The sequence below is a fragment of the Streptomyces sp. KL116D genome, from assembly GCF_030766975.1.
Taxonomy (GTDB): domain Bacteria; phylum Actinomycetota; class Actinomycetes; order Streptomycetales; family Streptomycetaceae; genus Streptomyces; species Streptomyces longispororuber_A.
On record NZ_JASERH010000140.1, the window covers coordinates 43,156 to 67,667 of the forward strand.

At 73.7% G+C, this 24,512-nt stretch carries 21 protein-coding genes and 1 pseudogene; 12 read left to right on the forward strand and 10 right to left on the reverse strand.

Translation table 11 applies throughout. The annotated features are described in order from the left end of the window. The first annotated feature begins 90 nt into the window (after window positions 1-90). Complete coding sequence (locus RBJ77_RS54120) at window positions 91-1,182, forward strand: S1 family peptidase (protein WP_372351768.1); 1,092 nt, start codon at window positions 91-93, stop codon at window positions 1,180-1,182. Between the two features lie 66 nt (window positions 1,183-1,248). Here RBJ77_RS54120 and RBJ77_RS54125 read toward each other — a convergent pair whose 3' ends face one another. Both RBJ77_RS54125 and RBJ77_RS54130 read right to left on the reverse strand, forming a co-directional pair. Continuing rightward, a complete protein-coding gene (locus RBJ77_RS54125) occupies window positions 1,249-2,337 on the reverse strand; it encodes a branched-chain amino acid aminotransferase (protein WP_255972891.1) in 1,089 nt (362 codons plus the stop codon). Window positions 2,338-2,599: 262 nt separating this feature from the next. Beyond that, window positions 2,600-3,649: a 3-isopropylmalate dehydrogenase gene (locus RBJ77_RS54130; RefSeq protein WP_255972889.1), complete on the reverse strand. Its 1,050-nt coding sequence runs from the start codon at window positions 3,647-3,649 to the stop codon at window positions 2,600-2,602. Between the two features lie 232 nt (window positions 3,650-3,881). On the opposite strand from RBJ77_RS54130, the gene RBJ77_RS54135 reads away from it, so the two are divergent. Beyond that, window positions 3,882-5,402, forward strand: a complete 1,521-nt coding sequence (locus RBJ77_RS54135) for a purple acid phosphatase family protein (protein WP_372351769.1) — start codon at window positions 3,882-3,884, stop codon at window positions 5,400-5,402. A gap of 16 nt (window positions 5,403-5,418) precedes the next feature. Here RBJ77_RS54135 and RBJ77_RS54140 read toward each other — a convergent pair whose 3' ends face one another. Both RBJ77_RS54140 and RBJ77_RS54145 read right to left on the reverse strand, forming a co-directional pair. Continuing rightward, entirely contained in the window at window positions 5,419-5,562 is a 144-nt protein-coding gene (locus tag RBJ77_RS54140; RefSeq protein ID WP_255972887.1) for a hypothetical protein, read from the reverse strand. A 233-nt stretch (window positions 5,563-5,795) separates the two neighbouring features. Then, window positions 5,796-6,668 carry a LysR family transcriptional regulator gene (locus RBJ77_RS54145; protein ID WP_372351770.1) on the reverse strand — a complete coding sequence of 291 codons (873 nt, stop codon included), beginning with the start codon at window positions 6,666-6,668 and terminating at the stop codon, window positions 5,796-5,798. 101 nt (window positions 6,669-6,769) lie between these two features. Here RBJ77_RS54145 and RBJ77_RS54150 point away from each other — a divergent pair, with 101 nt between their 5' ends. Beyond that, window positions 6,770-7,786: a zinc-binding dehydrogenase gene (locus RBJ77_RS54150; RefSeq protein ID WP_372351771.1), complete on the forward strand. Its 1,017-nt coding sequence runs from the start codon at window positions 6,770-6,772 to the stop codon at window positions 7,784-7,786. A gap of 10 nt (window positions 7,787-7,796) precedes the next feature. On the opposite strand, the gene RBJ77_RS54155 is transcribed toward RBJ77_RS54150, so the two are convergent. Continuing rightward, window positions 7,797-8,339, reverse strand: a complete 543-nt coding sequence (locus tag RBJ77_RS54155; RefSeq protein ID WP_372351772.1) for a GNAT family N-acetyltransferase — start codon at window positions 8,337-8,339, stop codon at window positions 7,797-7,799. Window positions 8,340-8,415: 76 nt separating this feature from the next. Between RBJ77_RS54155 and RBJ77_RS54160 the strand changes: the two genes are divergently transcribed. The 5 genes and pseudogenes from RBJ77_RS54160 to RBJ77_RS54180 all read left to right on the forward strand — a co-directional run bounded on the left by RBJ77_RS54160 (window position 8,416) and on the right by RBJ77_RS54180 (window position 12,389). Beyond that, complete coding sequence (locus tag RBJ77_RS54160) at window positions 8,416-9,024, forward strand: CDP-alcohol phosphatidyltransferase family protein (protein WP_372351773.1); 609 nt, start codon at window positions 8,416-8,418, stop codon at window positions 9,022-9,024. Next, a complete protein-coding gene (locus RBJ77_RS54165; RefSeq protein WP_372351774.1) occupies window positions 9,021-9,893 on the forward strand; it encodes a phosphatidate cytidylyltransferase in 873 nt (290 codons plus the stop codon). Before RBJ77_RS54160 ends, RBJ77_RS54165 begins: the two co-directional genes overlap by 4 nt. Continuing rightward, complete coding sequence (locus RBJ77_RS54170) at window positions 9,890-11,083, forward strand: lysophospholipid acyltransferase family protein (protein ID WP_372351775.1); 1,194 nt, start codon at window positions 9,890-9,892, stop codon at window positions 11,081-11,083. Before RBJ77_RS54165 ends, RBJ77_RS54170 begins: the two co-directional genes overlap by 4 nt. Before the next feature lie 39 nt (window positions 11,084-11,122). Next, window positions 11,123-11,341, forward strand: a pseudogene (locus tag RBJ77_RS54175) (alpha-galactosidase); the annotation flags it as partial. Between the two features lie 106 nt (window positions 11,342-11,447). Next, the gene (locus tag RBJ77_RS54180) at window positions 11,448-12,389 is read left to right on the forward strand and encodes an NADP-dependent oxidoreductase (RefSeq protein ID WP_372351776.1); all 942 of its coding nucleotides are present in this window, start codon (window positions 11,448-11,450) and stop codon (window positions 12,387-12,389) included. Here RBJ77_RS54180 and RBJ77_RS54185 read toward each other — a convergent pair. Then, on the reverse strand, window positions 12,376-13,488 hold the full coding sequence (locus RBJ77_RS54185; RefSeq protein WP_372351777.1) for an alkene reductase: 1,113 nt from the start codon (window positions 13,486-13,488) through the stop codon (window positions 12,376-12,378). The two genes, RBJ77_RS54180 and RBJ77_RS54185, sit on opposite strands and share 14 nt — an antisense overlap. Window positions 13,489-13,545: 57 nt before the next feature. On the opposite strand from RBJ77_RS54185, the gene RBJ77_RS54190 reads away from it, so the two are divergent. Beyond that, window positions 13,546-13,908, forward strand: a complete 363-nt coding sequence (locus RBJ77_RS54190; protein WP_372351778.1) for a MerR family transcriptional regulator — start codon at window positions 13,546-13,548, stop codon at window positions 13,906-13,908. A gap of 226 nt (window positions 13,909-14,134) precedes the next feature. Here RBJ77_RS54190 and pruA read toward each other — a convergent pair whose 3' ends face one another. Further along, complete coding sequence (gene pruA / locus RBJ77_RS54195; RefSeq protein WP_372351840.1) at window positions 14,135-15,766, reverse strand: L-glutamate gamma-semialdehyde dehydrogenase; 1,632 nt, start codon at window positions 15,764-15,766, stop codon at window positions 14,135-14,137. Between the two features lie 74 nt (window positions 15,767-15,840). Then, a complete protein-coding gene (locus tag RBJ77_RS54200; protein WP_255968082.1) occupies window positions 15,841-16,767 on the reverse strand; it encodes a proline dehydrogenase family protein in 927 nt (308 codons plus the stop codon). A 167-nt stretch (window positions 16,768-16,934) separates the two neighbouring features. Here RBJ77_RS54200 and RBJ77_RS54205 point away from each other — a divergent pair, with 167 nt between their 5' ends. Next, window positions 16,935-18,128: a PucR family transcriptional regulator gene (locus RBJ77_RS54205; protein ID WP_372351779.1), complete on the forward strand. Its 1,194-nt coding sequence runs from the start codon at window positions 16,935-16,937 to the stop codon at window positions 18,126-18,128. Between the two features lie 19 nt (window positions 18,129-18,147). Here the strand turns inward: RBJ77_RS54205 and RBJ77_RS54210 are convergent, their stop codons facing one another. Next, complete coding sequence (locus RBJ77_RS54210; protein ID WP_372351780.1) at window positions 18,148-19,008, reverse strand: SMI1/KNR4 family protein; 861 nt, start codon at window positions 19,006-19,008, stop codon at window positions 18,148-18,150. 4 nt (window positions 19,009-19,012) lie between these two features. Further along, on the reverse strand, window positions 19,013-19,594 hold the full coding sequence (locus RBJ77_RS54215) for a TetR/AcrR family transcriptional regulator (protein ID WP_372351781.1): 582 nt from the start codon (window positions 19,592-19,594) through the stop codon (window positions 19,013-19,015). Between the two features lie 83 nt (window positions 19,595-19,677). Here RBJ77_RS54215 and RBJ77_RS54220 point away from each other — a divergent pair, with 83 nt between their 5' ends. Next, complete coding sequence (locus tag RBJ77_RS54220) at window positions 19,678-21,234, forward strand: MFS transporter (RefSeq protein WP_372351782.1); 1,557 nt, start codon at window positions 19,678-19,680, stop codon at window positions 21,232-21,234. A gap of 236 nt (window positions 21,235-21,470) precedes the next feature. Continuing rightward, the gene (locus RBJ77_RS54225) at window positions 21,471-24,434 is read left to right on the forward strand and encodes an AAA family ATPase (RefSeq protein WP_372351783.1); all 2,964 of its coding nucleotides are present in this window, start codon (window positions 21,471-21,473) and stop codon (window positions 24,432-24,434) included. The last annotated feature ends 78 nt before the right edge of the window (window positions 24,435-24,512 follow it).

Below are 24,512 nucleotides of genomic sequence, written 5' to 3' on the forward strand. Positions count from 1 at the left end.
TCTGGACTTGCGCTCTCGCGCCAACTCCCCTGCCCCGGTTGACTCCTGACGGCTCACCAGCCACCACCCCCACCATCAGGAGGCACCCCCATGCCCGCTCTGCCCCGCAAGCGGTACGCGTCCCTGGCGCTCGGCGCCGCACTCGCCCTGCTCCCCCTCGGCACCGCCGGGGCCGCGCCGACGCCCGCCCCGGTGGCCGGGACCCCCCTCGCGGCGGGCGGGGTCCGGGCGGACGCCGATCTGCTGCGCACCCGTGCGGCCGTCGAGCGCGAGCTGGGCGCGCGGGACGCCGGGAGCTACCTCGACCAGGAGACGGGCGAGCTGGTCGTCACGGTGACCAGCGCCGCCGACGCGGCGACCGTCCGGGCGGCCGGGGCGCGGGCCGAGGTCGTCGCGCGCTCGGGCGCCCGGCTGGCGTCCTCCATCGGAGCGCTGGAGAAGGGCGCGAAGATACCGGGCACGACGTGGGGCGTCGACCCGAGACGCAACCAGGTCGTCGTCGACGTCGACTCGACCGTGTCGGCGGCCGAGCTCGCCCGGCTGAAGAAGGTGGCCGCCGCGCAGGACGGAGCCGTCCAGGTGCGGTCCGTGGGCGGCGCGTTCACCCAGGAGGTCGCGGGCGGCGACGCGATCTACGGCGGCGGGTACCGCTGCTCGGCCGCCTTCAACGTGTCGTCCGGGTCGACCCGCTACTTCGTGACCGCCGGGCACTGCACGAACGCGGCCACGGACTGGCGGGCCGTCTCCGGCGGCGCGGTCATCGGCCAGCGCACCGGCACCAGCTTCCCGACGAACGACTACGGCATCGTGAAGTACACCGACGGCTCCGCCCCGGCCGGCAACGTCAACCTCTGGAACGGCAGCTACCAGGACATCACGTCCGCCGCGGACCCGGTCGTCGGCCAGGCCGACAGCAAGAGCGGCTCCACGACCCATCTGACGTCCGGATCGGTGACGGCCACGAACGTCACCGTGAACTACTCCGACGGCAACACCGTCTACGGCATGGCGCGCACGAACGTCTGCTCCAGCAGCGGCGACAGCGGCGGCGCCCACTTCTCCGGCACCACGGCGCTCGGCATCCACTCGGGCTCCGGCGGCACCTGCACGAACGGGGTGGGCTCCGCGCTGTTCCAGCCGGTGCGGGAGGCGCTGAGCGCGTACGGGGTCAACGTCTACTGACCGCCGTACGGTACGCCGAAGGGCCGCGCCCCGCCGGGGGTGCGGCCCTTCGGTACGCGGGTCGGATCAGCCCAGCGGGTGCATCCAGCCGTGCGTGTCCGCGGTCTTGCCGCGCTGGATGTCGAGCAGCGCGTCGCGCAGCTTCATGGTGACCTCGCCGGCCGCGCCGCCGGACTGCTGCCACTCGCCGCTCGCGCGCTTGACCGTGCCGACGGGGGTGATGACCGCGGCGGTGCCGCAGGCGAAGACCTCGGTGAGGGCGCCGGACTCGGAGTCGGCCTGCCACTGGTCGATGGAGACGCGGGCCTCCTCGGACTCGTAGCCGAGGTCGCGGGCGACCTGGAGGAGCGAGTCACGGGTGACGCCCGCGAGCAGCGAACCGGTCAGCGTCGGCGTGACGATCTTGTCGCCGTACACGAAGTACAGGTTCATGCCGCCGAGTTCCTCGACCCACTTGTGCTCGACGGCGTCGAGGTAGGCGACCTGGTCGCAGCCCTTGGCCGCGGCCTCGGCCTGCGCGAGCAGGGACGCCGCGTAGTTGCCGCCGGTCTTGGCGTCGCCGACGCCGCCGGGGACGGCGCGCACGCGGTCCTCGGAGAGCCAGATGGAGACGGGCTTCACGCCGCCGGAGAAGTACGCGCCGGCCGGGGAGGCGATGACGATGAACAGGTACTCGCTGGCGGGCTTCACGCCGAGGCCGACCTCGGTCGCGATCATGAACGGGCGCAGGTAGAGGGACTCCTCGCCGCCGTGCGCCGGGACCCAGTCCTTGTCCTGCTGGACGAGCAGGTCACAGGCCTCGATGAACGTCTCGACCGGCAGCTCGGGCATGCCCAGGCGCCAGGCCGAGTGCTGGAAGCGCTTGGCGTTCATGTCGGGGCGGAAGGTGGCGACGGTGCCGTCGGGCTGGCGGTACGCCTTGAGGCCCTCGAAGATCTCCTGCGCGTAGTGCAGGACGTTCGTGGCCGGGTCGAGGGAGAGCGGCCCGTAGGGCACGAGCTGCCCGTCGTGCCAGCCGCGGCCCTCGGTCCACTTGACGGTGACCATGTGGTCGGTGAAGTGGCGGCCGAATCCGGGGCTCTCCAGGATCGCCTCGCGCTCCGCCGCGGACAGCGGGGTCGAGGAGGGCTTGAGCTCGATCGTGGGCGTCGTCATGGTTGCGTGTCCTTCACCGTTGGTTGTGACGGACCGCGCTCACGCCTGCACTCCTTGTACTAGGACGTCCGAGCTTCCACGTACATCGCGGCCCCGCGTTCGATTATCGCGCGTGGCGAGGTGTGCTCGAAACGGACCAGGTGAGTGCCGTGGTGTGATGCGGCCCAGGTGTTGATGGTGGCACCCGGAGGCCGCATACGAGAAGCCGCCGGGCGCGGTGTGCGACCCCGGCGGCTGCTGCCGTGCTGTGGTGAGCGCCGGGTCAGCCGGCTACTCGCGCGGCGAGCGCGTCGCCGATCTCCTCGGTCGAGCGGACGGAGTCGCCGCGCTCACCGAGGTCGGCGGAGACGGCGGTCTCGATGCGCTCGGCCTCCGACTCGTAGCCGAGGTGACGCAGGAGGAGGGCGACCGAGAGGACCGTGGCGGTCGGGTCGGCCTTGCCCTGGCCCGCGATGTCCGGGGCCGAGCCGTGCACGGGCTCGAACATCGAGGGGAACTCGCGGCCCGGGTTGATGTTCCCGGAGGCCGCGACGCCGATGCCGCCGGAGACGGCCGCGGCGAGGTCGGTGATGATGTCGCCGAAGAGGTTGTCGGTGACGATCACGTCGAAGCGGGCCGGGTCGGTGACCAGGTAGATGGTCGCGGCGTCGACATGGATGTAGTCGGTGGTGACCTCGGGGAACTCCTGCGCCACCTTGTTGAAGACGTTCGTCCACAGGTGGCCCGCGAAGGTCAGCACGTTGTTCTTGTGGACCAGCGTGAGCTTCTTGCGGGGGCGGGCCTGGGCGCGGGCGAAGGCGTCCCGGACCACGCGCTCGACACCGAAGGCCGTGTTGACGGAGACCTCGGTGGCGACCTCGTGCTCGGTGCCCTTGCGGATCGTGCCGCCGTTGCCGGTGTACGGGCCCTCGGTGCCCTCGCGGACGACGACGAAGTCGATCTCCGGCTGGCCGGCGAGCGGGGTGGAGACGCCGGGGAGGAGCTTCGACGGACGCAGGTTCACGTGGTGGTCGAAGGCGAAGCGGAGCTTGAGGAGGAAGCCGCGCTCCAGGACGCCGGACGGGACCGAGGGGTCGCCGATGGCGCCGAGCAGGATGGCGTCGTGCTTCTTGAGGGCGTCGAGGTCGGCGTCGGTGAGGGTCTCACCGGTCGCGTGGTAGCGCTTGGCGCCGAAGTCGAACTCCTCGGTCTCCAGCTTCACGTCCTGCGGAAGGACGGCGGAGAGGACCTTGAGACCCTGGGCCACGACCTCCTGGCCGATGCCGTCACCGGGGATCACTGCGAGATTGAGGATGCGAGTACTTGCCGACATGCACAGCACCGTACTCCGTGTCCCATGGGATGACACACGATGTCCACCATGCGGACAGCGTCCGGAGCGACGGGCGGCACCGGCCTCCTGACCGCCAGAAGTTGTTCACCCGTACGTATGGCGGGAGTTGGAAGTTACTGGGAAGTTTCCTGCCATGACTGCGCCTTCGAGGGGGACACCCCCCGGACCCCCCACTCCGAACGTCGGCATCCCCCCACAGCTCGCCCGCCGGATGAGCATGCCCGAGCAGCACGAGTACCTCAGGACGAAGTTCAGCAGGCGGCGCGCCCTGACCGGGGCGGCGGCCACGGTCGGCGGGGCGGCGCTGCTCGGTGGCGGCGGGGCGGCCGCGGCGTCGCCGGTGTACGCCGCGCCCGTGCAGATCCGCCGGGCCGCCGTGCGGGTCGACGGCTCGCTGGTCGCGCCCTTCGGGCGGCACCTCGCCTTCGGCGCCGACCCGAAGACGCAGATGCGGGTCTCGTGGCAGGTGCCGTTCGCGGTCGACCGCCCTTACCTACGGGTCGGGCTGAAGCCGTGGGAGCTGAGCCGGAAGGTCGAGGCGGAGGTGCGCGCGCTGCACACGCCGTCGCTGTCGAAGAAGCTGCCGGCGGTCGAGCAGCACTATCTGCACGTCGCCCTGGACGGCCTGAAGCCGGGCACGACGTACTACTACGGCGTCGGCCACGACGGCTTCGACCCGGCGGACGCGGAGCGCCTGGGCACCCTCGGCACGTTCCGCACGGCCCCGACCGCGCCGGAGACGTTCGTGTTCACCGCCTTCGGCGACCAGGGCGTCAGCTACGACGCGCTCGCCAACGACCAGGTGATCCTGGGCCAGAACCCGTCGTTCCACCTGCACGCGGGCGACATCTGCTACGCCGACTCCACGGGCCACGGCAAGGAGTCGGACACGTACGACGCGCGCGTGTGGGACCAGTTCCTCGCGCAGACGGAGACGGTCGCGAAGTCGGTGCCGTGGATGGTGACGACCGGCAACCACGACATGGAGGCCTGGTACTCGCCGAACGGCTACGGCGGGCAGAGCGCGCGCTGGTCGCTGCCGGACAACGGCCCCGACCCGCGGAACGCGCCGGGCGTCTACTCCTTCACCTACGGGAACGTGGGCGTGGTCGCGCTCGACGCGAACGACGTCTCGTACGAGATCCCCGCCAACAAGGGCTGCACGGACGGCAAGCAGACGGCGTGGCTGGACAAGCGGCTCGGGGAGCTGCGGGCGCGCGACGACATCGAGTTCGTCGTGGTCTTCTTCCACCACTGCATGTACTCGACGTCCACGCACGCGTCCGACGGCGGAGTGCGCGACGCCTGGCTGCCGCTCTTCACCAAGCACCAGGTGGACCTGGTGATCAACGGGCACAACCACGTGTACGAGCGCACGGACGCCGTCAAGGGCGGCGAGGTCGGCAAGCCGGTGCCGGTCGGCGCGTCGACCGATCCGACGCGCGACGGCATCGTGTACGTCACCGCGGGCGGCGCCGGCAAGGACCTCTACGGCTTCGGGCTCGGCGTGAAGGACAGCTACGAAGGCAACGTGCACGACCGGGACTCGATCGTCACCTTCCACTGGACGAAGTCACGCCTGCCCGACCCGGACACCGTGGAGTGGTCCCGGGTGCGGTACACCGGTTTCTCGTTCCTCGCGGTGGAGGTGGAGAAGGGCAGGATGAAGGTCTCCGCGCTGGCCGAGAGCGGTGAGCGCATCGACCACTTCGAGGTACGACGGGGAGCGTGAGCCGCCGGGACCGGTCTCAGTGACCGGTCTCGCCGCCGTTGTCCCTGCGGTCCAGGGCGCGCTGGAGGGCGGCGGCGGCGATCTTCGCGGTCTGCCGGTCGGCTTCGCTCGACGGGGAGACGTGACGGACTCGGCGGCGGACGGGCGTCGCAGTGGCCATGGTGATCGACTCCTTGAGATCACATCGGGACGCGCGAAAGTGCGCGCACCTACGGGGATTTCGAGGCGCCGGAAGGGGCGGGGAGCGGGGAGCTGCAGGGGTTGCCTGCCCGGTGCTCCGACTCACTGCCGCCCTTCGCCAGGTGGGCGAGACGTTCGGCTCCTACAAAGCTAGGACAGGTCTCTGCTTCTGTCTCCACAATTACTCGGACTTCCTACTATCTGAGACGGCTCTCACGCCTTCAGACCTCTGAGCTCGCGGATCAGGCCACGGACCGGTGCGGTTCCGGCCAGCTCGGGAGTGGTCACGTACCCGACGGAACGGACCGGCCGGTCCGGCCCGAGGTCGGTGATCTCGACGGTGGCCGGCGCCCCGCGCAGCGCGAGCTCCGGCATGATCGCCATGCCGAGTCCGGTGCCGACCATGGACAGCACGGTGCCGTCGTCCTCGGCGCGGACGGTGGCGCGCGGGATCCAGTCCTGGGCGGCCCACCAGTCGCGGGTGTACGAGCCGCAGTTCTCGGTCCAGTCGACGAGCGGGAGCGTGCGCGGCGCCGGATGGCCGGCCGGGTGCACGAGGGAGTACTCCTCCTCGACGAGCACGTCGCCGACGAGTCCGGCCGACAGCGGGCCGCTGCCGAAGGTGGCGATCGCGAGGTCCGCGCGCCCGGCCGTGACCTCACCCGCGGTGCCCGCGCCGACGTCCCGCACCACGCGCACCTCGGGCTCGATGCCGGGGTGCCGTGCGGCGAGCGCCTCCAGGGCGGGCGGCAGCAGGTGCAGCGCGGCACTGCGGAACGCGGCGATGCGCAGCGGGCCCCGGACGGCGCCGGGTTCGGCGCGGGCCTCCGCCGCCATGAGCGCGAGCAGCCGCAGGACACGGCGGGCGTGGCCGACGACCTTCGTACCGGCGTCGGTGGGCCGGGCGCCGGAGCGGCCCCGCGCGAAGAGGACGGCGCCGAGCTTGCGCTCGCTGCCGCGCACGGAGTGCGATACGGCGGACTGGGTCACGCCGAGGGCGGCCGCGGCGGCGGAGAAGCCGCCCTCGTCCGCCACCGCCACGAGGATCCGCAGCTCGTGCGGCGCGAGGTCGTTCGACGGAGTCACGTACGGTCCCACCTGCTTCCATGAGGACCGCTCATGGCCGCGGCCGGTGTATGAGCGCAACCCTCTGCCCGGCGCGCGCATTCCTTCCTACGGTCACGGACATGAGCAACGACCTCGCCGTCACCGTGCAGCAGACCGCCCGCCCCAACGGGCCGGCCACCGCCGACCACTTCCGCTTCGTCGAGTCACCGGTCCCCGAACCGGCCCCCGGTACGGCCCTGGTGGAGAACCTCTACTGGTCCGTCGACCCGTACCACCGCGAGCTGATGGACGAGTCGCCCTACGGCTCCTTCGCCCTGGACGCGCCGCTTGAGGGCCGCACGCTCGGCCGGGTCACCGCCTCGCGGACCCCCGCGGTCACCGAGGGCGAGATCGTCTTCCACCGGCAGGGCTGGCGCACCCACTCCGTGGTGCGCCCGGAGGAGGTCCGGCACGTCCCGTCGTTCGACGGGGTGCCGCTCTCGGCGCATCTGGGCATCCTCGGCGGCACGGGCCTGACGGCGTACGTGGGGCTCACCCGGATCGCCGAACTGCGGCCGGGGCAGGACCTGTTCGTGTCGGCGGCGGCCGGGGGCGTGGGCACGGCGACCGGGCGGATCGCGCGGCTGCTCGGGGCCGGGCGGATCGTGGGCAGCGCGGGCTCGGCCGCGAAGGCGGCGTACCTGACCGAGCACGTCGGCTACGACGAGGTCTTCGACTACCGTACGGGCGGCCCGGTCGCCGACCAGCTGGCGAAGGCGGCGCCGACCGGCATCGACGTCTTCGTCGACAACGTCGGCGGGGAGCAGCTGGGCGCGGCGATCGGGGCGCTGCGCGAGCGGGGCCGGGTGGTGCGGATCGGCACGGTCGGCCAGTACGACACCGGCACGGACGCGCCGCCGGTCCTCTTCAACCACGCGGACGTGGTGGAGAAGAGCCTGCGCATCGAGGGGTTCCTGGTCGCCCACCACCAGGACGTGCAGGAGGAGCTGTACGCGTTCGCGGTGCCGCACCTGCAGAGCGGCCGGATCGGTCTCGACGAGACCGTGGTGGACGGGTTCGGGCGGATCGTGGAGGCGTTCCTGGGGATGCTGCGCGGCGAGAACCTGGGGAAGATCGTCGTGCGGGCGACCGCCTAGGGCCTGGCTTTCAGAGGATGTCGCCGTCCCGCCAGTCGACGAGCAGCCGGTGGGACGGGTCGAGGGCGCGGGCGGCCGCGGCCGGGAAGAGGAACGGCGGGTCCTCGTCCGGGAGTTGGACGACGCCGTCCGGGCCGTAGGCGGCGAACGGGCCGTCCCGGCGCAGCCACCCCCGGGCCGCGTACAGCCGCGCGCCGTCCTCGGACGCGGAGAGCGCGCCGAGGTCGTAGGCGGCCCCGATCACCCGCTCCAGGGCGCCCATGACCCGCCCGCCGAGCCCGGCACGCCGTGCGTCCTGCCGGACGGCGACGGCCTCCACGTACCCGACGCGCAGGGTGCGGCCCTCGTGGACGGCGTGGCGCTGGGCGACGGAGCCGTGGGCGAGGAGTTCGCCCGCGTCGTCGTGCACGAGGGCGTGGACGCCGCCGAGGGTGTGCGCCCAGTCGGCGTCGGAGAAGTCCCCGTCGAAGGCGGCGTCCAACAGGGCGCGGACGGCGGTCAGTTCACCGTCACCCGTGAGGTCGGCGGTGTGGGCGGTGCGCAGCGTGGTCACCGGGACACGGTACTCAGGGCGCACTTGAGTACGTGCCCCGATACGGCCGTCCCGGCGCGGCGGCAGAGTCGACGCCATGAACGGCCTCTACTCCCTCAAGCCCTGGTACGCGAACCGGCTCGCCGGTGTCCGCGCCGGGTGCGCGGCGCGCGGTGTCTCGCCCGACACGCTGACGTGGGCGGGCGTGGTGTGCGGCGGCGCGGCGGGCGCGGCCCTGGCCTTCCTGCCCGCGCCGCTCGCCGCGCTGCCGGTCGCGGTCCTGGTGGCGGCGCGGCTCGCCTTCGCCAACCTGGACGGCGCCCTGGCCCGGGACACGGGCCGCACGACGCGCCGGGGCGCGGTCCTCAACGAACTCGGCGACCGGGCGGCCGATCTGGCACTGCTCGCCGGTTTCCTGACGGTGGCCCCGCTCTGGCTGGTGGCGACGGCGGCGCTCGCGGCCACGCTCCCCTCCTGGGTCGCGCTCGCGGGCGCGGCGGCGGGCGCACCGCGCCGCAACGGCGGCCCGGTCGGCAAGACGGAACGCTGCACGCTGGCCGTGCTCGCGGCGGCGTCCGGCTGGTACGTGCCGGTCCTCGCGGTGATCGCCGCGGGGTCCGCGGTCACGGCGGCGGTACGGCTGCGATGGGTGTGGCGGGCACTGAACGAGGCCGGGGACGGGGCCGGGGCGGGGGCGGACCGGTGAGCGCCGTGTTCGTGGCCGGTGAGGTGGCGGCGCGGGCGCTGCCCGTCGTCGGCGGGGTGCTCGGGGCCGGGGGTGTCGCGGTGGTGGCGCTGCCCGCGCGGGTGCGGATGCGGGCCGAGCTGCGCAGACGGTGGCGGAGCTGGGCCGTGGCCGCGCCGCTCTTCCTCGGGGCGTGTCTGGCGGGGCCGGTCGGCGCGTTCGCGCTGGCGGCCGGTCTCGGGGTCGTCGCCGTGGGCGAGTACGCGCGGATGGCGGGGCTCGGCCGCGGCGAGCACGGGGTGCTGGTCTGCGCGGCGGTCGCGGCGCCGGGCCTGGCGTGGGCCGCGCCGGGGGCGGACGCGCTGCGGGTGGCCGGGGTGCTGCTGGTGGCGGCCGTGGCGGTGGCCGTCGTCCGGGGCGACGCGACGGGCGGTTTCACCAGGGCGGCGCGGACCCTGTTCGGGCTCGTGTGGATCCCGGTGGCGCTGAGCTGTCTGGTGCTGCTCGACGCGGACACGGCGCTCGCCGTCGGGATCGCCGTCGCGTTCGGGGACGTGGGGGCGTGGTGCGGCGGCACGGCGCTGGGGCGGCGCGGTCCGCTCGCCCGGCCGTTGTCGGCGCTGTCGCCGAACAAGACGTGGGCCGGTGCGGCGGGCGCGGCGGCGGCGACCGCCGGGGCGCTGGCCGCCGTCGGGGCGTTCTCCCTCGCGCTGTGGGCCGCGGTGCTGGCCGGCGGGGTGCTCGGGGATCTGGTCGAGTCGATGGTGAAGCGGGAGGCGGGCGTGAAGGACGCGGGGAGCTGGCTGCCGGGGTTCGGCGGTCTTCTGGACCGGATCGACTCGCTGCTCGTGGCGCTGCCGCTGGTGGCGGCCCTGGGGGTGACGGCATGACGGCGGACCTCGGGACGCGGTCGGTCCGCGCGAAGGGGCCGGGGGCGCGGCTGCGGCGCGCGCTCTGGCGCACCGTCCTCACGCTCACCGGCGGCGTGGAGACCAAGGGGCGGCTGCCGCGCGGCGGTTGCGTGGTGGTGGCCAACCACTCCTCGCACGCCGACACCGCCGCCCTGCTCGCCGTCCTCGACGCCCGGCACGCCCCGGCGATCGGCGCGGCGGCGGACTACTGGTTCGCGTCGCGGTACCGGGCGCGGATCTGCCGCCGGCTGGCCGCCGGGTTCCCGGTGCGGCGCACCGGCGGCGGCCTGGACGACCTGCTGGCGCACGTCCCGGCGCTGCGCGCGGGCGGCGCGGTCGTGCTGTTCCCGGAGGGGACGCGCGGGCGGGACGGTGCGCTCGGCTCGTTCCACCGGGGCGCCCTGGTGCTCGCCGAGCGCGCGGGCGTCCCCGTCGTGCCGGTCGGCATCGCGGGCACGGACCGGCTGCTCCCCAAGCACGGCCGCCTGCGCCCCGCGCTGGTCCGGGTCCGGATCGGCGCGCCCCTGCCGGCGGACGCCTCGCCCGACGAGGCCAGGGCCGCGGTGGCCGCGCTGCACGACCGCACGGTCGCGGAACCGCTCGCCGACTCCCCCGTCCGCAAGCCGGTCGCCCGGCTGGTCGGCTCCCGCTGGGGCCTGCCGCTCGCCTTCGCCTGGGCGCTCGCCGAGGCGCTGAGCTGGCCGCTGATGCCGGAGCTGCTCCTCGCGGTGGCCTGCGTGGCGGTGCCGCGCCGCGCCCTGAAGCTGTCCCTCGCCGCCCTCGCGGGCAGTCTGGCGGGCGGCCTGCTCGCCCTCCAGCTCGCCGCGTCGGGCGTCCAGTTGCCCGCGCCGCTCACCACGGACCGGATGCGCGCCGAGGTGCGCCACGAGCTGGCCGTCGAGTCCGCCGCGGCCGTCCGCCACCAGCCGTGGAACGGCATCCCGTTCAAGGTGTACGCACAGGAGGCGGGCCGCGCGGACGTCCCGGCCGGCGACTTCCTCGCCGCGGCGGCCCGCGCCCGGGGCGCCAGGACGCTCGCGGTCGGCCTCGCGTTCGGCGCGTTCGGGTTCCTGGCCCACCGGATGCGCCGCCGGTACGGGACGTATCTGGTGCTGCTCTGCGGCGGGTTCGCGGTGGGGCTCACGATGATCGTGACCGGGTGGGCGTGACGGGGTGGGCGTGACGGCCCGCACCGTCCCGAGGCACGCGGCACCTTCGCGGGCCCGGCCCGCACCGTCGGCGTACCGCTGCGGCTCGGCGCCGGCCGCTGGCTGGTGGAGACGGTCACCGACGGCCCGTCCGGGCTCGTGCGCACCCCGCACGTCGTCCGCGGCGACGCCACGCTCTCCGTCCCGGTGCAGGCCGACGGCGGCTTCGCGGCACTGGCCTGCCGGTGGAGCCCCGCACGCACCACCTGTGACCGATGAAATCCCTTTACGTTCAAGGGAGTTGACGTACCGCGCACTCCCCGCACGATGGACCCAGAACCGGCCGGGCCGCGGTGGCCCGGCCGGACCCTGGGGAGGTCCCGCCATGAGCGCCACCATGCGTGTCATCAGCCAGCGCCGTCTCGGCGGCCCCGAGGTACTCGAAGTGGCGGAAGCGGAGCGCCCCGAGCCGCGCGGGGGCGAGGTGCTCGTGCGGGTGCACGCGGCGGGCGTCAACCCGGTCGACCTGCTGGCCCGCAGCGGCGCGGCACCGATCTTCGGCGACCCGCCGTTCACGCTCGGCTGGGACGTCTCCGGGGTGGTCGAGGAGGCGGGCCAGGACGTGGACGAGTTCCGGCCGGGCGACGAGGTGTTCGCCATGATCCGGGGCGGCGGCTACGCCGAGTACGTCATCGTCCGCGTCGAGCACCTGGCCCCGAAGCCGTCGACGGTCGACCACGCGCACGCCGCCGCGACCCCCGCCGCCGCGCTCACCTCCTGGCAGGCCCTCGTCGACCTCGCCCAGGTCGGTCCGGGGCGCCGGGTCCTCGTGCACGCGGCGGCCGGCGGCGTCGGCCACATCGCCGTACAGATCGCCAAGGCCGAGGGCGCGCACGTCATCGGCACCGCCCGCGCCGACCACCACGACTTCCTGCGCGGCCTGGGCGTCGACGAACCCGTCGACTACACGACCACCGACTTCGCCCGGACCGTACGGGACGTGGACGTCGCCCTCGACCTGGTCGGCGGCGACTACGGGCCGCGCAGCCTGGCCACCCTGCGCCCCGGCGGCCTGCTGGTCTCCGCGATCCTCGCCGACCTGGGCGTCACCCCGGAGGAGGCGGAGACGCGCGGGGTGCGGTTCGCGCCGGTGGCGGTGCAGCCGTCGGGCGCCACGCTGCGCAAGGTGGCGTCCCTGATGGCGGCGGGCCGGGTGCGCCCGTACGTCGCGGCGCTGCTGCCGATGGAGGAGGTCGGCAAGGCGCACGAGATGGCGGCGACGCACCGCACCCAGGGCCGGATCGTGCTGACGGTCACGGACGGCTGACCGCGAGGTCGTCCAGGGCCGGGTAGTCCGTGTACCCCTCGGGGCCGTGCGTGTAGAGACGGCTCTCGTCGACGGTGTTCAGCGGCGGCGCGTCCGCGGCCGCGAAGCGGCGCGGCAGATCCGGGTTGGCGAGGAAGGCCCGCCCGTACGAGACGAGGTCGGCGCGCCCCGCGTCGAGCACGGCCTCGCCCTGGGCGCGGGTGGTGGGCTCGTGGTTCTCCCCCACGTTGGCGATCAGGGTGCCGCTCCAGCGGGGCCGCAGGTCGGCGAGTGCCGGGTAGCGGTCGTCGTCGGTGAGGTGGAGGTAGGCGAGGCCGAGGCCGTCGAGCTCGGCGAGCAGGGCGCGGTAGACGGGGCCCGGGTCGGCCTCGGCCATGCCGAACTGCGGGTTGCCGGGCGAGAGGCGCAGGCCGAGCCGCCCGGCGCCGATGGCGTCGGCGACGGCGCCGACGACCTCGACGGCGAACCGGATGCGGTCGGCGACGGAGCCACGGCCGTACCGGTCGTCGCGGAGGTTGGTGTTGTCGGCGAGGAACTGGTGGATGAGGTAGCTGTTGGCGCCGTGCAGCTCGACGCCGTCGAACCCGGCGTCGAGGGCGTTGCGCGCGGCGGCCACGTGGTCGTCGACGGCCGTCCGGATGTCGTCGGGGGTCATCACCCGCGGCACGACGGCGTCGGCCTTGGCGCCGTCGCGCACGTGCACGGGTCCGGGCTGGGCGACGGCGGACGGTCCGGCGGGCACGTCCGCGTCGATCCGGTTGAGCGGGTGGCCCTGCCGGCCGCCGTGCATCAGCTGGGCGAAGATCCGCCCGTCGGCCCGGTGCACGGCGTCGGTGACCCGCCGCCAGCCCTCGACGTGCGCGGGCGTCTCCAGGCCGGGCAGGCGCCAGCCGCTCTGGCCGCGCCGGCTGGGCCAGATGCCCTCGGTGACGATGAGCCCGGCGCTCGCCCGCTGGGCGTAGTGGTCGGCGACGACCGGCAGCGGCGTGCCGTCCTCGGTGGCGCGGTAGCGGGTCATGGGGGCCATCACCATCCGGTTGGGCAGGGCGAGGCCGGTGGGGGCGAGGGAATAGGGGCGCAGAAGCGAACTGTTCGACATGCCGGGACGGTAGATCCTGACACCAGTGTCAATTTCAAGTCCGGAGGTGAACGGCCCGTGCGCATCGGCGAGTTGGCGCGACGCACCGCCGTCAGCGAGCGCTCCCTGCGCTACTACGAGCAGCAGGGGCTCCTCACGGCCGACCGCACCCCGGGTGGGCACCGCGCCTACCCCGAGTCCGCGGTGGCCCGTGTCGTCCGCATCCAGGAGCTCTTCGCGGCGGGCCTGTGCAGCACGAAGATCGCGCAGCTGCTGCCGTGCACCCGTGACGAGGACGGCGCCCCTTCGGCGTCCGCCACGCCGTGGCTCCTCACGGAGCTGGCCGGGGAGCGGGCCCGCATCGACGAGACGATCGCGGAGCTGTTGCGTGCGCGGGCGGTTCTGGACGAGGTGATCGACGCGGCTCGGGTCGCGCCATAGCTCCGCTGGTTCGGCGGGTGTGTGCGGGCCGGTGGGGCTTCTCGCGCAGTTCCCCGCGCCCCTGGAGATGCGCACTGCGTGCGCGACCTCCATCAGGAGAAGGCCGCAGGCCTTCAGGGGCGCGGGGAACTGCGCGAGCAGCCCCCACCGGTCCGCGGCCGGAAAGACAACACCGCCCTCGGCCGGGGTGGGGCCCTGGCCGAGGGCGGGGGTCATGGGGTGGGCGTCAGCCCATGTGCGGGTACGTGTAGTCCGTCGGCGGGACCAGCGTCTCCTTGATGGCACGGGTCAGCGTCCACCGCATCAGGTTCTGCGGGGCACCGGCCTTGTCGTTGGTGCCGGACGCGCGGCCACCGCCGAACGGCTGCTGGCCGACGACGGCGCCGGTCGACTTGTCGTTGATGTAGAAGTTGCCCGCGGCGTAGCGGAGCTTCTCCATCGTGGCCGCGGCGGCGGCACGGTCGTTGGAGATGACCGAGCCCGTCAGCGCGTAGTCCGACACCGACTCCATCTGCTCCAGCATGGCGTCGTACTGGTCGTCCTCGTAGACGTGGATCGCGAGGATCGGGCCGAAGTACTCCGTCGTGAAGACCTCGTTGGCCGGGTCCGTGCACTCGATGACCGTCGGGCGCACGAAGTAGCCGGTCGAGTCGTCGTACGTGCCGCCCGCGACGATCGTGCAGGACGCGTCGCCCTTGGCGCGGTCGATCGCGGCCTTGTTCTTCGCGAAGGAGCGCTCGTCGATGACGGCGCCGATGAAGTTCGACAGGTCGGTGACGTCACCCATGGTGATGCCGTCGACCTCGGCCGCGAACTCCTCCTTGAAGCCGTCGTTCCAGATGGACGCCGGGATGTAGGCGCGCGAGGACGCGGAGCACTTCTGGCCCTGGAACTCGAAGGAGCCGCGGGTCAGGGCCGTCTTGAGGACGGCGCGGTCGGCGCTCGGGTGGGCGACGACGAAGTCCTTGCCACCGGTCTCGCCGACGAGGCGGGGGTAGGTGCGGTACTTCTCGATGTTGTTGCCGACCGTCTTCCACAGGTGCTGGAAGGTCTTGGTGGAGCCGGTGAAGTGGATGCCGGCCAGGTCGCGGTGGTTCAGGGCCACCTCGGAGACGGCGAGGCCGTCACCGGTCACCAGGTTGATGACGCCCTTCGGGAGACCCGCCTCCTCCAGGAGCTGGAGCAGCAGGACGGCGGCGTGCGTCTGCGTCGGGGACGGCTTCCAGACCACCACGTTGCCCATGAGGGCGGGGGCGGTGGGCAGGTTGCCCGCGATGGCCGTGAAGTTGAACGGCGTGATCGCGTAGACGAAGCCCTCCAGCGGGCGGTGGTCCATGCGGTTCCACACGCCGGTGGAGTTGGCCGGCGGCTGCTCGGCGAGCAGGTTGCGGGCGTAGTGGACGTTGAAGCGCCAGAAGTCGACGAGCTCGCACGGGGTGTCGATCTCGGCCTGCTGGGCGGTCTTCGACTGGCCGAGCATCGTGGAGGCGGCCAGGGTCTCGCGCCACGTGGTGGAGAGCAGCTCGGCGGCGCGCAGGATGATCGCGGCGCGGTCGTCGAAGGACATCGCGCGCCAGGCCGGGGCGGCGGCCAGGGCGGCGTCGACCGCGTCCTGGGCGTCCTGCTCGGTGGCGTTCGCGTACGTACCGATGACGGCCTTGTGGTTGTGCGGCTGCACGACGTCGAAGCGCTCGCCGCCACCCATCCGCCGCACGCCGCCGATGGTGCAGGGCAGCTCGATCGGGTTCTCGGCCAGCTCCTTGAGCTTGGCCTCCAGGCGGGCGCGCTCCGGGGAACCGGGGGCGTAGCCGTGCACCGGCTCGTTGACCGGGGCGGGGACCTGGGTCACGGCGTCCAGCGTCATGGGTCCGTATCTCCTTCGGGGGGTCGGGGAGTTATCGGTAAAGCGAGTGGGCCCTACGAGTAGGGGGCTCAGCCCTTGGTGAGGATCGAGCGGGCGAAGAAGAGCAGGTTGGCCGGCTTCTCCGCGAGGCGGCGCATGAAGTATCCGTACCAGTCGGTGCCGTACGCGGTGTAGACACGCATCCGGTGGCCCTCGGCGGCGAGCCGCAGGTGCTCGTCGCTGCGGATCCCGTACAGCATCTGGAACTCGTACTCGTCCAGCTTGCGCCCGGCCTGCCGGCCGAGCTCCTGGGCGATGGAGATGAGGCGGGGGTCGTGGGACCCGATCATCGGGTACCCGTCGCCCTCCATGAGGATGCGCATGATGCGCACGTAGGCCTTGTCGATCTCGGCCTTGTCCTGGTACGCGACCTCGGCGGGCTCCTTGTAGGCGCCCTTCACGATCCGTACGCGGCTGCCGGCGGCGGCCAGGCGGCGGGCGTCGTCCTCGGTGCGGAAGAGGTAGGACTGGATGACGCAGCCGGTCTGCGGGAAGTCCTTCCGCAGCTCCTCGTGGATGGCGAACATCGAGTCGAGGGTGGTGTGGTCCTCGGCGTCGAGCGTGACGGTGGTGCCGATGGCGGCGGCGGCCTCGACGACCGGGCGGACGTTCGCGAGGGCGAGCTCGTGGCCGCCCTCCAGCGCCTGGCCGAACATCGACAGCTTCACGGACATCTCGGCCTTGGTGCCGAGGCCGAGCACCTTGAGGCGCTCGATCAGCTCCAGGTAGGCGTCGCGCGCGGCGTGCGACTGCTCGACGGTGGTGATGTCCTCGCCGACGACGTCGAGGGTGACCTCGAGGCCCTTGGCGGCGGCGTCCTCGATGATCGGCACGACCTGCTCGACCGTCTCACCGGCGATGAACCGGTCGACGACCTGCTTGGTGCCCGGCGCCGCCGACACGAAGGAACGCATCTTGTCGCTGCGCGACGCGGCGAGGATCAGGGGAGCCAGCACGGGGCACCTCCACGGAGCATGAGTTGAGGACAGGCCGAACCACCGCAAAGGGGGAACGGCACGGGGAACCACCGTGAAATCTAAGGATCCCTCCGATCCTGTGCCATCGACAGCTGTCACGCATCTGTGGCCGCCACCTCAGACATATGTATGAAGCCCTGCATGAGATGCGTGAGAATGGTGGGGTGAAGGGTGACTACCAGGAACTGGTCGACGAGATCTCGGCGCTGCTCGGCGCCCCCGCCACCCTGGAGAACCGCGACTTCCGGCTGATCGCGTTCGGCGCGCAGCTCAGCGACGGCGAGGACGGGGACACCGACTTCGACGCGTCGACCCTGGACCCGGTCCGCACCCGCTCGATCCTCACGCGCAGCTCCACCGCCGCCGTCCGCGCCTGGTTCGAGGGCTTCGGCATCGCCCGTGCGACGGAGCCGGTCCGGATCCCGGCGACGCCCGAGGCGGGGGTGTACCGGGGCCGGATCTGTCTGCCCGTGCGCCACCGGGGCATCGTGCTCGGTTACGTGTGGCTGCTCGACGACGAGCCGGGCCCCACCCAGGAGCAGCTGGACGCGGCCATGGAGGTGGCCGGCCGGATCGGCGCGCAGCTCGCCGACGAGGCGCAGGCGGGCGCCGATCTGACCCGCGAGTTCCACTCCGTGCTCACGGCCGAGCGGGGCTGGCAGCGGGACATGGCGGTGGCGGCGCTGCGCACGGCGCTCGGCTCCCGCGCGGACGGCCTGCACACGGTGGTCTGCGTGGCGCCGTGGCCGTCGGCCGACCCGGCCGACGCCCCGTCGGTCCGTACGCTGCCGGCCGCGGACGCGCTGTGCACGGTGCCGTGGGGCCCGACGGGCCAGTGCCTGGCGCTGCTGGTGCGGCTGCGGTCGGCCGAGGTGCTGGCCCCGGCGCTCACGGCGGCGGCGAAGCTGCGCGCGCGGGCCGGGTCGGGTCCGGTGGCGGCGGGCATCGGGGCGCCCCGCACCGATCTGGCGGAGCTCGCCACGGCCTGGCAGGAGGCGACGGCCGCGGCCCGTACCGCGCTGGCCAATCCCCGGCTCGGCCCCGACACCCGGTGGTCGGCGATCGGCCCCTACCGCCTGCTGACCGCCCTGCCCACCGAGGCGGCCCACGATCCGGTGGTCGCCCCGCTGCTGGCCCCCGCCCACCGCCAGCTCGCCCGCACCGCCGAGGTGTTCCTCGACTGCGCGGGCCAGGCGGGCCGCACGGCGGCGGCGCTGGGCATCCACCGGCAGACCCTCTACTACCGCCTCTCCCGCGTCGAGCAGCTCACCGGCCTCGACCTGGACGAGGGCGAGGACCGGCTGCTGCTGCACATGGGCCTGAAGGCGGCGCGCCTCTAGGCGGCACGCCTCTACAAGGTCAGGCGTCGCACCAGGACGACGTCCCGTGGATCGTGTCGCAGGAGAGCACGGCGCAGCCCGTGCGGCGGACGGCGTCCAGCACCGCGCGGCGGGCCGCCTCGCTGTCGGCGGGCGGGAAGGCGACGCGGAGCGTGTGGCCGTACGCCGTCTCGTAGGTGAGGTGCCAGCCGGTCCGCGGGACGAGGAAGTGGTCCTGGCGGGCGCCGTCGTGCTCGAAGGAGCCGCGGTCCGCGGTCGGCCCGAGGGCGTCGCGCAGGATGCCGAGCCGCTCGTCGTACGGGAGGTCTCCCTCGCCGAGCCGCACGTAGACGTGGTCCCGCTCGATCGTCGCGTCGAAGTACGGGGCGAGGCCCGGCTCGGGGCGCAGGAGCTCGCCGGTGAGCCGGCCGGCGGTCCACGCGTCGAGGAACGCGACCGTGCCGCACGCGAAGCGCTCGTAGTCGTCGTCGCGCGACCACACGACGACGGGCCAGCTGTCGGGCTCCCCCTCGGTCAGCCAGCACACGTGTCCGCCGCTGTCGGTCAGCGCCCAGGAGAACAGGCCGCCCGGCTCGGGGAAGAGGGGGTAGGGGTAGTCCTCGGGCGACGTCTCCCGCAGCGGGCCGAAGTCCGCGGCGAGGTCCGCGTCGAGCCGCATCGGTCCCGCGTCGCCGAACGGGGTGCGCAGGTTCAGCACGTCCCAGAAGGTGCCGCGGCCGTACGTCTCCACCAGGCGTCGGTAGTCGTCGGGCAGCCGGAGGCCGAGCGCCCGCTCCGCGGCGGCCCAGTCGCCCTGTGCGTCGACGGCCGCGGCGGGCGGTGGCAGGCGTGCGGTCAGGCGGTCGAGCGGGGTCCGCTCCGGCGGCTGCTGCTCGGGCACGCGGCTACTTCGCCTTCGCCACGGACTCGGTCAACTGCCGCAGCCCCTCGGTGAGTTGCTCGGCGCTCGGCGAGAACTCCGGGTCGAAGGTGTGCTGCGCGATCAGTCCGAGCACCAGCACCGAGAAGAACTTGCCGAGGGTGTCCACGCTCGGGTCGTCGGCCGGCGGCTCCTCGCCGCCCATGATCATGCCGATGAAGCCGCGGCCGGCCTCCCGCTGGGCCGCCGCCAGGTACTCCCGTACGGCCGGCAGCTTGTCGCCCATCGTGATGAGCTCGATGCTCAGGTGCCAGATCGAGCCCGGCTTGCCGAGGCTGCCGGTGATCCCCGACATCACGGCGCCGAACCGCTCCAACGACCCGGGCTCGCCCGGCAGTTCGTCCTGCTCGCCCCAGCTCTCCGACGCCACCTCGGCCAGCGCCACGTAGGCCTGCGCGAGCAGCGCGTCCTTCGACCCGTAGTGGTAGCCGATGGACGCCAAGTTGGTCCCCGACTCCTTCACGATGTCGCGCGCCGTCGTGCGCACGAACCCCTTCTCCAGCAGGCAGCGCTTGGCGCCTTCGAGCAGATCTTCGCGATGTCCCATGCCACCACCCTACCCAGGATCCAGACGACTGTCTTACACATTCGTTCTAGACAAGTGTTTAAGACACTCGTACAGTTCCTGGCATGACGAACCCGACGAGCACCACCCCGAGCTCCGACTCCCTTGCCGGGCGCAAGGAATGGACCGCGCTGGCGGTCCTGATGCTGCCGCTGCTGCTGGTCTCCATGGACGTCTCGGTCCTCTACTTCGCGATCCCCGAGATCAGCGCCGACCTGGAGCCGTCCGGCACCCAGCAGCTGTGGATCTTCGACATCTACGCGTTCGTGCTCGCGGGTCTGCTGATGACGATGGGCTCGCTCGGCGACCGCATCGGGCGCCGCAAGCTGCTCCTGACCGGCGCCGCCGCCTTCGGCACCGCCTCCGCCCTGGCCGCCTACGCGAACAGTGCCGAGACCCTGATCGCCGCCCGCGCCCTGCTCGGCATCGGCGGCGCGACCCTCATGCCGTCCACCATGGCGCTCGTCCGCACGATGTTCACCGACGCCGGCCAGCGCGCGAAGGCGATCGGCCTGTGGTCGGCCGTCATGACCGGTGGCGTGGCCCTCGGTTCGGTGATGAGCGGCGTCCTCGTCGAGTACTTCTGGTGGGGCTCGGTCTTCCTGGTCAACCTGCCCGCGATGGCGCTGCTGCTGGTCCTCGGCCCGTTCCTGCTGCCGGAGTCGAAGAACCCGGAGCCGGGCCGCTTCGACCTGCTGAGCGTGCCGCTGTCGATGGCGGCCGTGCTGCCGGTCATCTACGGCATCAAGGAGATCCCCTCCGAGGGCTTCCACGCGCAGTACGTCGTCTCGATCACCGTCGGCCTGCTCTTCGCCGCCCTCTTCGTGCACCGCCAGCGCACCGCGACGTCCCCGCTCATCTCCCCCGCCCTGTTCCGCGGCCGGGGCTTCGCCCCCGCCGTCGTGCTGAACCTCGTCTCCTCCTTCGGCATGATGGGCTCGGCCTTCTTCACCACGCAGTACCTCCAGTCGGTGCTCGGCAAGAGCTCCATGGCCGCCGCGCTCTGGGCGCTGCTCCCCACCGTCCTGGTCGGTGTCGCGGCCCCCGTCTCCGCCCAGCTCGTCGCCAAGGGCGTGCACCGGGCCCACGTCGTCGCCGGCGGCTTCACCGTCGCCGCCTGCGGATACGGGCTGCTGACCCTGGCCGGCACCGACTCGCTCTGGCTGGTCCTGGCCGGGGCGGGCGTCCTCGCCGCCGGCATCGTCACCGTGATGTCCCAGATGATGGATCTGGCACTCGGCACCGTCCCGCCCGCCAACTCCGGCTCCGCCGCGTCCCTCCTGGAGACGGGCGCCGAGTTCGGCGGCGCCCTCGGCATGGCCGTCCTGGGCTCCATCGGCACCGCCGTCTACCGCCACGGCGTCCCGGCCGACGCCCCGGCCGCGGCCCACGAGACGCTCGGCGGCGCGCTGGCCGTCGCGGGACAGCTGCCGGGCGAGGCCGGACGCGCCCTGACCGCCGCCGCCCGGGAAGCCTTCACCCACGGCATGCAGGCCGCCGCGATCGCCGGGGCGGCGCTGCTCCTCGCCGCCGCCGTCCTCGCCGTGGCGAGCCTGCGCAAGGTGCCGGCCCCCGAGGCCGCGGCGACCGACACCACCGCCGCCGACGTGGCAGCGGCCTGACCCCACGACGACCCCCTGCCGACCACCACTGACGGCCACCGACGACCCTCACCGACGACCACCTCTGCCGGGCACGACGCCGGGCGGGCCGGACCACTCCGGCCCGCCCCGCATCGCGTCCGGCAGCACCGCGTCCGACGCCCGGCAGCACCGGGACGCCGGGACACCCGGCGACCGGCGACCGGCAACCGGCAACCAGCGACCGCGACCAGCCCGGAGCGTGCCAGGATGGGCCCGTGGCACAGACATTCGACACGCCGCTCATCGGCCGGGACGACGAACTGGCCCGGCTCACCGGCGTGCTGGACCGGGCCGCGGCCGGCGAGCCGCGCGCGGTCCTGGTGGCGGGGGACGCGGGCGTCGGCAAGACCCGCACGCTGACGGAGGCCGCGGCCCACGCCGCCGCGACCGGCACGACCGTCCTGACCGGGCACTGCGTGGACCTCGGCGACGTGGGCCTGCCGTACCTCCCGTTCACGGAGATCCTCGGCGCGGCCGCCGCGGACGAGCGGCTCGCCCCGGCCTTCGCCGCGTACCCCGCGGTGAGCCGGCTGATCGGCACGGCCGCCGGATCGGACGCGGGCGGCCGGCTCCAGCTCTTCGAGGGCGTCGCGGGGCTCCTCGCCGACCTCGCCGACCTGACCCCGCTGCTGCTGGTCGTCGAGGACCTCCACTGGGCCGACCAGTCCTCCCGCGACCTGCTCCGCTTCCTGCTCAGCCGGGGCGTCCTGCAACGGCCCGCGCCGGGCGGCCCGCCCCGCCGCCTCGCGGTCCTCACCTCGTACCGCACGGACGACCTGCACCGCCGCCACCCGCTGCGCCCGCTGCTCGCCGAGCTGATCCGGCTGCCCGCCGTGGACCGCCTCGACCTGCGCCCGCTGGCCGACGCCGACATGGCCCGGCTGGTGCGCGCGCAGCACTCGGGCCCCGTCCCCGACAGCACGGTCCGCACCATCGTCGACCGCGCCGAGGGAAACGCCTTCTACGCCGAGGAGTTGCTCGCCGCGCTGCCCGACGACGAGGGCCCCGGCTCCTCCGCCATGCCCGGCGGCCTGGCTGACGTCCTGCTGATCCGGATCGAGCAGCTGACCGAGACCGCGCAGCAGGTGCTGCGCACGGCGGCCGTCGCGGGCCGCCGGGTCGGCCACGACCTGCTGCGCGACGCCGTCCAACTCCCGGAGGAGGAGCTGGAGTCGGCGCTGCGCGAGGCCATCGGGCACCAGCAGCTGGTGCCGGGCGACGACGCGACGTACTCGTTCCGGCACGCCCTCACCCGCGAGGCCGTCTACGCGGACCTGCTGCCCGGCGAACGGATCCGGCTGCACCGGCTGTTCGCCACGCTCCTGGCCGCGGACGGCCGGGCGGCGGAGAGCGCCGCGGAGCGCGCCCACCACTCGCGCGCCAGCCACGACCTGGCCGACGCGCTGGCCGCCTCCCTGGAAGCCGCCGACCACGCCCGGCGGGTGCGCGCGCCCGCCGAGGAACTGCGCCACCTGGAGACCGCGCTCGAACTGTGGGCCGTCGTGGACGCCGCCGCCCACCCCGGGCACACCGACCCGGTCACCCTCACCCTGCGCGCCTCCGGCGCCGCCGCCCACGCGGGCGAGCCGCACCGCGCCGTCCAGCTGACCCGCTCCGCGCTCGCCCGGGCCGGCTCGGACGCCGACTCCGAACTCGCCGCGCGGGTGCGCTACACCCTCGCGGACAACCTGATGCGGATCGACAACCTGGAGGCCGCGTTCACGTACAGCAGCGAGGCCCTCTCGCTGATCCCCGCCGAGCCGCCCACCCGCACCTGGGTGTGGGCCGCCGCGACCCATGTCATGGCCGCCCGGTACGTGGGCCGCGACGAGGACGCCGAGCGGGTCGCCCGGCAGGCCATCGACATCGCCGAGAGGCTGGGGCTGCCGGACGCCCAGGCGGACCTGCTGATCTCGCGGATCGGCCTGCGGACGCACAACCGGCGCACCCCCGAGGGCCGCCTGGACCTGGTGCGGGCCCGCGAACTGGCCCGCACCGCGGGAAACCTGTCCGTGGAGATGCGGGCGCTCTACAACCTCGCCATCGGCTGTTACGAGTCCGGCGACCTGGACGCGTGCCTGACCTGGATCGGCGACGGCCTCGACGGCGCCCGGCGCGCCGGTGTGCTCTCCTCGCCGTACGCCCTGGAGCTGCGCTACCTCCAGTCCCTGCTGCTGTACACGCTGGGCCGCTGGGACGAGTGCGTACGGGCCGCCGCCACCGACGCCGAACTGCTCACGGCCGCGGGCGGGTTCACGACGGCGCCCGCCCTGTACGTCGTCCTGGCCCGCGGCGACCACGACGCGGCGGTCGCCGGGGCCCGTGCGCTGCTCGACGGCACCACCGACTGGATGGCGTCGCTCGTCGCGAGCATCGTGCTCACCGACGACGCGGCGCTGAGCGGCGACGCCGAGGACTGCGTGCGGCAGATGCGGGACTGGGTCGACAAGCTCACCGAGAACTCGGGCTCCGAGCGGCCCGACGCCGTGGTGCGGCTCGCCGCGCTCGCCCTGGCGGCGGTCGCGGACGCGGCAGAGGAGTCCCGGCTGACCGGCGACGCGTCCGCCGCCGGACGCTGGGCGGGCACCGCCGCCGAACTGGTGGAGCTGGCCCGCGACACGGCGGCCCGGGGCGAGGACGGCACCGAGCAGGGTCCGGAGGGGCTGGCCTGGCTGGCCCGCGCCGAGGCCGAGGCCATCCGCGCCACGAGCGGTCCCGACGTCGCGGCCTGGGAGCGTGCCGTGACGGCGTTCGGCTACGGCGAACCGTACGAGCTGGCCCGCTGCCGGCGGCGGCTCGCGGAGGCCCTGCTCACCGCCGACCGCCGCGACGAGGCCGCCGAGCAGGCCTACGCGGCCCGCGACACCGCCGTCCGGCTCGGCGCCGCACCCCTGCTCGACGCCCTGGACGCGCTGATCCGGCGCGGCCGGCTCTCCGACGCCCCGGCCGCCGGGGAGCGCATCGCCGCGCTGACGGCCCGGGAGAGCGATGTGCTGCGGCTGCTCGGCCGCGGGCGCACCAACCGCCAGATCGGCGAGGAGTTGTTCATCAGCGGCAAGACGGCGAGCGTCCACGTGTCGAACATCCTCGCCAAGCTGGGCGCTTCGAGCCGCACCGATGCGGTGGGCATCGCCTACCGCGAGGGGTTGATCGAGCCGGAGACCAGCGCGTCCTCGTGACGCGTCCGCCTGACACGGGAGTCGTCCGACACGGGAAACGGCTGAGGGCCGGGTCACCCGCGGGTGACCCGGCCCTCA